The sequence below is a fragment of the Shewanella sp. A22 genome, assembly GCF_053850585.1.
In genome coordinates, this window is the sequence record NZ_JBSQBN010000220.1 from 1 (window position 1) to 2,486 (window position 2,486).

A 2,486-nucleotide genomic window follows, 5' to 3' on the forward strand; every position below is an offset into this window, starting at 1 on the left:
ACTATTTCCGTCATCTATTTACGGAATTACCCAGGCGTGCACTATTAGATGATATGTCTGATTTGCTGCCGTGGAATGTTGATTTAGGTGAAGCAGAATAAGCTTCACCAGTTCATTGACCGCTTACGCTTTAGAAGTAAAACCATCTACGAAAGGCTTGTTCATAAATGCCATTATGATGAACATTGGTAAACCATATGACAAAACGCCTCTAGTTAGAAAAAAGTTTAACTTACCTTTTTCGCGAGTTAGTTCCCATGCCTTGAATTGATCATCCTTCATCTAAAATATTCTCCATAATTGATTAAAGCATTACACCATAAATTAATCATACCACCCATTTTTATGATGAATTAACATAACTGCTTTTAGCTTTGATTGCGATAGTATTCTGCACTATTCAAATGTATAAATTGAAGACAAATCATCAACAAACTGAGAGTTAGTAGTTAACTATGCCACCCAATTTTATGATGATTAACATAACTGCTTTTTACTTTGATTGCGATAACCCTCTGCACTATTCAAATGTATAAATTGAATAAGAATTATCAACAAACTGAGCACTAAATGGAAAATAGTGAGCAATGAGGCAAATCCAACACAACACTAGTCACTTGATTGATATCAAGCTGGAAAAGGAGGTTATTATTTGAGTGTTTGTTTTCGTTTTGAGATTAAACCTTAAGCACACAACCAGCGCTGGCAGTTTGATGCGCCTTGGCGCCGCTTTCGCTCTAGATGTTCACAATATTGTGTTAATGCAGGTAAAGCCCCTACCGCACCTTTGAATAATACACCAAACTCTGTAGTGATTTTAAGCCGGCAATAAAAACCATGCCACCCATTTTTATGATACTAATATAACAATAATTTGTCTTATTCTAGCCTTTTTCATTTTCAAGAAAAGCAATTAAAGCGCAGTTGAATACTCAATATTTATTCTGTTACGGTGACCAAGTTATTACCCATTGCAATCGTTACTAATGATTTTTTGTTGGTCCTTTAAACACTTGTTCTCCGTGTTCATTGAAACCAAATATAATGGATTTATGTGAAGGTAACCGCAGTACGATTTTTTCGTTTGGCTTCTGCTCAATACGTAGTCGATCAAATGGTACAGCGTTCAATTCATGTTCCCTTCTTATTTCAATAATGCATGGATATTTATCTCTACACCATTTGCCTTCAAATGAGATTAAGTCGTAATTTTTAATATACCAATCTGGGCGAGTATTGCTGTATGTCGTTCTAGGCCAAATGACATCAACATCATGCTGCCCTGGCATGGTTGACCATACAATCCCCAAATTATCAGTCAAAATAATAGGATTTTTCGGGTTGAATTTTTTTAAAATTTTATTGTAAATAGGATTTTCAAATTCTAACGTTTTTGACTCCATTAAGTTAGTTTGACTAATTGTAAGCGGATTAACACCGGTAATATTAGCCAATTCGTTTGCTAGCCAGATTCTTTTGTCTTTAATATTTTTTTCTAAAATATGACTATAGCCGCAATGAATTATAACTTTGGCATTTTTATTAATAGAAAATGACGCATTATATATTTTTTTAGCTGCTACCTTCTCTCTTTCATTACCCGAAGAATCATCATACGTTATAATTTGATAACCAAGTTTTTTAGCTGTTCTGATCATTTCGGCATATACGGGTTCGTTAGAATATGTGCCAGAGCGTTCGATAGCATACCCTCGAATATTGATGTCAACATCTCTCTTTGATAGAGTTTCAATTGCTAAGTAACGATACCCACTACTCCATAGCTTTTGCAGTAAAGATGTTGTTAAAGTACGATGAAGAGCGATGTGGTGCGCCTCATTTATCATGACAATTTGAGTTTCTTTGGACATTTTTAGTATTTTGTCTACTGCCGATATTGGAAAAAGGCTTTCAATAAGATCTTCGGTAATAAGTGGATCATCAGTAGGAAAACTAATTGCCTTTTCATACTGTCCTACATATGAATATAACGTTGTTAACGGCTGATTTATTGCAAACTGGCTTTGTAGGTCGCCTTTATATTTATCTTTCACTTCAATGACTTTACTAATTGCATCATTATATGATTTGTTTTTTGGCGCATCGATGACTTGCTTATACAAAAAACCTAACTCACTAGGTTCATTAGCATATAAGTGATTTGTATAAACCAGCAATACAAAGGCCGACAAGTAGATATTTCGCATTATAAGTAACTTATGTTTTATGAACAAATTAATCATGCCACCCATTTTATTGCCGATAAGCAGGGTGGCTTTTTTTAGCTTCAACACTTGAGATAAAGACACAAGTTAACTATGCCACCCACAAGTTAACTATGCCACCCAATTTTAAATTTTTAGGAATTAACCTTGAAGGCCATAAAGAGCTAATGGGGCTTTGGATAGCTGAAAATGAAGGGGCTAAATTTTGGTTAGGTGTCCTCACTGAACTGCAGCAACGAGGCGTTGAGGACATTCTCATCG

Annotated in this window: 1 protein-coding gene and 2 pseudogenes; 1 reads left to right on the forward strand and 2 read right to left on the reverse strand. The window is 35.0% G+C overall.

From position 1 onward, the window contains the following. Nucleotides 1-684 precede the first annotated feature (684 nt). Both ACWXWT_RS20300 and ACWXWT_RS20305 read right to left on the reverse strand, forming a co-directional pair. Nucleotides 685-822: pseudogene (locus ACWXWT_RS20300) on the reverse strand (transposase); the annotation flags it as partial. A gap of 161 nt (nucleotides 823-983) precedes the next feature. Beyond that, nucleotides 984-2,309, reverse strand: a complete 1,326-nt coding sequence (locus ACWXWT_RS20305) for a hypothetical protein (protein ID WP_456043379.1) — start codon at nucleotides 2,307-2,309, stop codon at nucleotides 984-986. 50 nt (nucleotides 2,310-2,359) lie between these two features. Between ACWXWT_RS20305 and ACWXWT_RS20310 the strand changes: the two are divergent. Next, a pseudogene (locus ACWXWT_RS20310) lies at nucleotides 2,360-2,486 on the forward strand (transposase); the annotation flags it as partial.